The following is a 7085-nucleotide window of genomic DNA, read 5'->3' as shown; positions in this document are numbered from 1 at the left end:
TAAATTAAATTTTATTAGTTTCTAACGATATCTTTTTTTAATATATATAAATCTTTCAAAACCTACTTGATTATTGAAATGAGCCATATTCCTATGGCTCATTTTTGTTTTAAGTATTCAATAGCCCTATCTTTAATTTCGCAATTGAAATTTATGAAGAATTATAAAAAGTACTTTAGCATTGCTGCGCCGCCAGAAGATGTTTATTTAGCCTTAACCGTTCAGACAACCATGTTACTTTGGACGGGAGAAGATGTTGTAATGTCAACGGTTCCTGGATCTGAATTCTCTTTGTGGGACGGAAGCATTGAAGGAAAGAATCTAGAGTTTGTAGAAGGTAAAAAAATTGTACAGGAATGGTATTTTGGAGATCAAGAAGAACCATCTATTGTTACAATTATTTTACATCCAGATAAAAAGGACTCAACGTCTGTTGAATTAAGACATTCAAACATTCCGGATGAGGCATATGATGAAATTGTTGAAGGTTGGAATGGTCCATATTTTGGGGCACTACAAGAGTTTTATGAGGGTGAATAAAATAATAATGAATAACATGATGCTTAAAAAAATTACTACACTAATCGTATTGATTTCGTTGTCCTTTTTATCCTACGGACAAAAAACAATCGTTGAAAAATATGGTCACTTATCTGTAAAAGGAAATTACATGGTGAGTGAATATGGTGATACGGTGCAGTTGCGCGGTATGTCATTGTTTTGGAGTCAATGGATGGGGCAATATTACAATTCTGATGTCGTAAAATGGTTGCGCGATGATTGGAAATGTACTGTAATACGTGCAGCTATGGGGGTTGATATGGGCGGTTATATTGAAAACCCAGATACCGAACAAGGTAAAGTAATGGAAGTTGTTAATGCAGCGATTTCAAAAGGTATTTATGTAATCATTGATTATCACAGTCACGAAGCGCAAAAAAATCCAAAAGCAGCAGAACGCTTCTTTTCCACAATGGCAAAAAAATATGGTAACATTCCAAACATTATTTACGAAGTATATAATGAACCACTCCAAACGACATCATGGAATAACGAAATTAAACCATACGCAGAAGCAGTTTTAAAAAAAATACGCACATATGATACAACTAACATTGTTGTAGTTGGAACCAGACAATGGTCTCAATTGGTTTCGGAAGCTGCATTAAATCGTATTAACGACACCTTAGTAATGTATACGCTACATTTTTATCCAGGTACACATAAACAAGAATTGAGAGATGAAGCACAAAAAGCATTAAACATGGGAATCGCATTATTTGTTACGGAATATGGTACGTGTGATGCATCCGGTAACAGTAATTTTAGTCCTGAAGAAACCGCATTATGGTATGCGTTCTTAGACGAACATAAAATTAGTTATTGCAATTGGTCTATTGCTGATAAAGCGGAAACGGCCTCTGCAATAGTACCAGGAGCGAATCCTTATGGGGGCTGGGCTGAATATGATTTGACTCCTTCGGGTCAATTGGTACGAGCAGATATGATATTAAAAAACACGCCCATTTTTGAAACCTTAACAAAGTCAAATTCTGAAGCTGGGAAAAAGAAAAAGAGTAAAAAATAAGTTGAATGAGCTGTAGAGGTAAAATAGAAACTATTCAATTTAATAATTGTATTTGGAGTAAAATTTTATCTTCCATTTTTATTTTTATTGTTTCAATAACAGCAGTATCTGCACAATATGCAGATACTGCTGTCTATTATGTTAAAGGGAGCTTAACGGGTATTTATAATAAAACCAATACTGCTGAATCTTTTCTAGCCAATAATTCATTGCGGTTTTCTGTTTCTAAAAAGAACATGTTATTTAATTCTCTAGGAAGTTGGGCCTATGGCAAACAAACAGCAGGATTGACGAATGATGATTATAATGTTTCTACCGATTTTAATCTGTATAATAAAAAACAAATTTTCTTTGCTTGGGGCTATAGTGCATACGATAAAAGCTATTCATTGAAAATTAATTCACGCCTTCAAATAGGAGCAGGTATTGGATATGATGTTTTAAAAAGTTCTCTAATGAGTATTTCATTAAGTGATGGATTTGTATATGAATACAATGACTATTTCCCCAATGCAGATGTTTCCTTTAGAGATTCTGAAACATTACGTAATTCCTTTAGAGCAAAATATACGTTGTATGTAAATAAAATTATTACAATAAGAGGTAATAATATTTGGCAACAATCGCTTAAAAAGGAAAATGATTATATTTTGAAGTTCACGAATTCATTAGATTTTAAAATTAAAAAATGGTTGAGTATAACCATTGCTACAACATATAATAAAATAAATAGCACAAGCAGAGAAAATTTTCTGTTAACGTATGGCTTAACCTTTGATAAGTCCTTTTAATAAATACTACTAAGAAACTATTTACTATGCTTGATTGGAAAAGCTTATATAGCCCTAAACGTTTGGGTACCGAAGATCGTGTTGCTGAAGATCCCGATTCGATACGAAATCCATATCAACGCGATTACGATCGTTTGATTTTTTCTTCTGCTTTCCGTCGCTTGCAAAATAAGACACAGGTGTTCCCATTACCAGGAAGTATCTTTGTTCATAATCGCTTAACACATAGTTTGGAGGTTTCTTCTGTTGGTAGAAGTCTAGGAAGTATTATTGGACAACGTATCGCTGCGGAAAAGCATAAAGATGATGGTAATTTTCAGCGGTTTTATAATTATGAATTGGGTTCTGTTATTGCGGCCGCTTGCTTGGCGCACGATATAGGAAATCCTCCCTTTGGGCATTCTGGCGAAGCAGCCATTTCTGCGTATTTTAAAAACCTACCTAATGATGAATTGGGGAAACTGAAAAATCAACTTACCGAAAATCAATATTCCGATTTACTGCATTTTGAAGGTAATGCAAATGGCTTACGTTTGCTTACGCATTCATTCAATGAAACAGCTTTAGGTGGCATGCGCTTAACCTATACTACATTGGTGTCGATGGTGAAGTATCCCTGTGAGTCAAATGCAGGACATCAAAAGCATATATTGAATCGGAAAAAATACGGTTATTTTGAAACAGAAAAAGATACGTTTTCAAAATTAGCAAAAGAGTTTAACTTGGTTTCAATTTCGGATACTCAAATGGCGTACGCACGACATCCATTTGTTTATTTGGTAGAAGCAGCAGACGATATCTGTTATCAAATCATTGATTGGGAAGATGCCTATCGCTTGAAAATTATTTCACTCGAAAAAGCAATTACTGTATTATTAGCTTTCTTTCCTGCTGAAGGAGCATTTACTCGCGAACGTGCGTCAGAAATTGTAGGTAAAATAAATGATTCCAATCAAAAGATTGCTTTTCTTCGTGCTACCGTAATTAACTTTTTATTGGAAAAATGTGCCGATGTTTTTTGGACAAACCAAGATGCGATTTTATCTGGTAGCTACTCTAAAAGTTTAACAGACGATTTAGATGCAGAAATTTTAATTCCATTGAATACATTAAAAGAAATTTCTATCAAAGAGATTTACAATTATCGTTCGGTTGTTGAAATAGAATTAGCAGGTTATAAAATATTAGGTGGCTTGATGGAAGAATTTATTCCTGCGGTGTTATATTCAGACAAACCCAATTCAACCAAACTTTTGCAGCTCTTGCCATCTCAGTTCGTGTATTCTGGAGAAGATACGTATTTGAAAATTCAATCTGTTCTCGATTTTATCTCCGGTATGACAGATATTTATGCGGTAGATTTATATCGTAAAATTAAAGGAATTGCTTTGCCCGAGTTGAAATAGTTTTGGCATTTTGCATGATAAAACAACCTTTACACTATAAAATCCGTTTCTTTATACGTGATTGAAGCATCGTAACTTAATTATTTCATGTTGCATGATCCAATTTCTAGATTCGGAAGTGTCATTTAGGTATGAGAAAAGGTTGTATCGTATTCTATTATTTGTTTTTAAGCATACTTTATAGTAATGCTCAGATTCCATCCTACGTATTTCATTCACTCTCTATCAAAGATGGCTTATCAGAGGCTACGGTTCGTTCTATAGAAGAAGACCATACGGGCTTTATGTGGTTTGGTACCGAAGATGGTTTAAATAAATACGATGGATACACGTTTACCATTTATAAGAATGCAGTATCGGATAGTTTTTCGGTTTCTAGTAATAATATTAAGTGTATTTATAAAGACTCAAAAGGCGTTTTATTGGTTGGAACGAGACATGGCTTAAATGTATACGATCCAACATTAGATCATTTTTATAATTTCAATAACTCAAAATACGCAGCATTAAAATTTATTAAGGGTGATATCGAATCCATTATTGAAGATAAGCAATCTTGTTTATGGGTGCTATCGACCGATGGATTATATAAAGTATCATCATTAGAGACTGAACCCGAACATTTTTATTACAAGCGAAATAACACCTTAAAAGAATTTGTATCTATGGATGTAGATGCAAACAATATTTTTTACATAGGCACACAAGAAGGATTATTGACTTTTAATCCTAAAACAAAAGTGTTTACGGATTTAGTTGATACGTATGGAAATATTCATATTCGTGATATTTTCATTGATACAGATCATTCAATTTGGTTGGCTACTACTTTGGGAATTAAAGTAATCAAAACTTCTGCGGGTACTGTCATAGACTATACGCATTCATCTATCAATGAAAATAGTTTGATAGGGAATAATACTGTACGCATCGTTTCGTATAAGGATTTTTTGCTCATCGCTATTGATGGTGGTGGATTAGATTTATATGATAAGAAAACAAATAGATTTTATCATTACAATAAAAAATCAGGTTCACAATTAAATAGTAACAATATTACGGCCATACATATGGATAGTAAAGGTACCTTATGGTGTGGTACTTTTTTAAACGGAATCAACTTTTCAAATAGTGCTACCAATTTGTTTGTGTATGTAAAAAATAATTCAGCAAATAGTAACAGTGTTTCAGAAGGTGTTGTTACAAATTTTTTAAAGGACTCTGATAATAATTTTTGGATTACCACAGATGGTGGTGGTGTATTTGAAAAGAAAAAAAATGCTTTGGGATTTACAAATTATACGGCTGCGGATGAAAAGAGAATTATAGGATCAAATGCAGCCCTTGATATTATTGAAGATCGTACAGGTACATTTTGGATTGCAACCTATAATGGCGGATTATCTCGAATACGTCCAACTGGCGCTACTACTATATATGTAAACGATCCCAAAAACTCACAATCATTAGGTTGGAATAAAGTAAAAAGTTTAATCGAATATAAAGACGAGATATGGGTTTCTTCTTTTGGAATGGGTTTATCCGTTTTTAATAAAAAAACAGAAACATTTAGGAGGTATCGTAATTACCCACACAACCCTAAAAGCCTACCATCCGATTGGTCGTATTGGTTTTTAGAAGACCATACCGGTACTCTTTGGATTGCAACATTTAATGGATTGAGTAAATACCTTCCAGCAGAGGACGCATTTAAAACCTATAAAATTGATCGAGCAAATTTGATTTCAGATAAAAATTATGTGTTTGATATTTTTGAAGATTGTCACAATCAATTGTGGATAGGAACAAATGGCGGAGGGCTCGCTTTATTTAATCGTGAAACAGAAACCTTTCAATCCTTTACCACTGCAGATGGATTATCAGACAATACCGTTCGAAGTGTTATTGAAGATGACTTAGGGCTTTTATGGTTGGCAACCAATAACGGTATCACAAAATTTGATCCCATAACACATAAAACGATTGCATATACCATAAAAGACGGATTACCTGCGGGATCTTTTTATTACAATTCGAAATATAAAGGTGAATCAGGTAAGATCTATTTTGGAATGAATGATGGATACTTATGTATAAATACAATTCTAGCTAAAGAAGAAATTGAATTCCCCAAAGTGGTATTAACGGAATTTCAGTTATTTAATGTTCCTATAAAACCAACTACTCCCAATTCTCCTTTATCTGTTACGATTACCGAAGCACATTCCGTAGAATTGTCGTATGATAAAAATTCCATTACTTTTCAATTTGCAGCTTTAAACTTTACTATTCCACGTCATAATTATTATTCCTATATATTGGATGGCTTTGATACAGAATGGAACAATGCGGGTAAAAATAGAGAAGCAAAGTATACAAATTTAGACCCAGGTACATATATCTTAAAGGTCCGTGCTTCAAACAATTTAAAGGTATTTGGCGATACCTTTACATCCTTCACAATCATAATACATCCTCCTTTTTGGGAAACCTGGTGGTTCAGATTAATCGCTCTTGTTTTTGTTATTGCAGGTATTGTCGTATTCTTTTATCTACGTACCAAACAGCTATTGATTCGCAGTAAACACCTTGCAGAAGTAGTTAGATTACGTACAAAAGAATTGCACGAAACCAATGTGGATTTAGTTCATAAGAATGAACTCATTTTAGATCAACAAAAAGAGTTACTAGATAAAAAATACACACTTGAAAAAAGTAACGATAAACTTTCTGAATGGAATTCATTTCAACAAAAGTTGATTGGTATTATTGGTCACGATATTCGAGGGCCATTACAACGCTTCTCTAGTTTGCTAAAAGTAATGGACGAAGATTCCAAAGACTTTGTAATGGAAAAGTTGAATGAATCGGCTGCATCTTTATCTATCTTAGCGACCGATTTATTGAGTTGGGTTTCTACACAATCCTATAAAGGATCTTCTGAAATCGTTTCGTTTACTTGGAAAGAAGTATTGGATAAAACGATGAAAGAAATTAACCCTTTCAAAGATGAGAAAAAAATAACGATTGTTATTAAACCTTTAGGGCAGGAGGTGGCTGTTAAAGGTATTACTCAAATTGCAATGTCTGCGCTACGAAATATATTATATAATGCCATCCGTTTTTCTAAGGTAGGAGGTATTATAGAAATTGAATTTGATATTTTAAAAGGAAATCAGCTTCACGATTCCTTGGTTGATGTTGTGCAGCCTGGGGTGCGCGCACTCTGTCCCGCGGTTGCTGATTTTGAGTATCTGGTATAATTTCACCAGTTTCTTCTCATTATTCGCGGGTTTGAGT

The 7085-nt window shown here is 33.7% G+C and carries 5 protein-coding genes; all 5 read left to right on the top strand.

The window, feature by feature from the left end; all coding sequences use genetic code 11:
* The first annotated feature begins 153 nt into the window (after positions 1–153).
* The 5 genes from Q0543_RS16430 (at position 154) to Q0543_RS16410 (ending at position 7048) form a co-directional block, all read left to right on the top strand.
* Positions 154–540 carry an SRPBCC domain-containing protein gene (locus Q0543_RS16430; protein WP_299255611.1) on the top strand — a complete coding sequence of 129 codons (387 nt, stop codon included), beginning with the start codon at positions 154–156 and terminating at the stop codon, positions 538–540.
* A gap of 16 nt (positions 541–556) precedes the next feature.
* Positions 557–1588 (top strand): glycoside hydrolase family 5 protein, encoded by a 1032-nt coding sequence (locus Q0543_RS16425; protein WP_299255609.1) that lies wholly within the window; start codon positions 557–559, stop codon positions 1586–1588.
* A 5-nt stretch (positions 1589–1593) separates the two neighbouring features.
* Positions 1594–2379, top strand: coding sequence for a DUF481 domain-containing protein (locus Q0543_RS16420; RefSeq protein ID WP_299255607.1), 786 nt, complete (start codon positions 1594–1596; stop codon positions 2377–2379).
* 26 nt (positions 2380–2405) lie between these two features.
* Complete coding sequence (locus Q0543_RS16415; RefSeq protein WP_299255605.1) at positions 2406–3785, top strand: deoxyguanosinetriphosphate triphosphohydrolase; 1380 nt, start codon at positions 2406–2408, stop codon at positions 3783–3785.
* A 131-nt stretch (positions 3786–3916) separates the two neighbouring features.
* Positions 3917–7048 (top strand): two-component regulator propeller domain-containing protein, encoded by a 3132-nt coding sequence (locus Q0543_RS16410; protein WP_299255603.1) that lies wholly within the window; start codon positions 3917–3919, stop codon positions 7046–7048.
* The last annotated feature ends 37 nt before the right edge of the window (positions 7049–7085 follow it).

Source organism: uncultured Cytophaga sp. (genome assembly GCF_937863595.1).
Lineage (GTDB): Bacteria > Bacteroidota > Bacteroidia > Cytophagales > Cytophagaceae > Cytophaga.
Note: the sequence above shows the minus strand (reverse complement) of the source record. Positions and strands in the feature narration are given on the sequence as shown.

What these genes read in the sequence shown, in the direction of transcription:
- Q0543_RS16430 (WP_299255611.1), top strand. Translation starts at nt 154, where the DNA reads ATGAAGAATTATAAAAAGTACTTTAGCATTGCTGCGCCGCCAGAAGAT.
- Q0543_RS16410 (WP_299255603.1), top strand. Translation starts at nt 3,917, where the DNA reads ATGAGAAAAGGTTGTATCGTATTCTATTATTTGTTTTTAAGCATACTT.
- Q0543_RS16425 (WP_299255609.1), top strand. Translation starts at nt 557, where the DNA reads ATGATGCTTAAAAAAATTACTACACTAATCGTATTGATTTCGTTGTCC.
- Q0543_RS16415 (WP_299255605.1), top strand. Translation starts at nt 2,406, where the DNA reads ATGCTTGATTGGAAAAGCTTATATAGCCCTAAACGTTTGGGTACCGAA.
- Q0543_RS16420 (WP_299255607.1), top strand. Translation starts at nt 1,594, where the DNA reads ATGAGCTGTAGAGGTAAAATAGAAACTATTCAATTTAATAATTGTATT.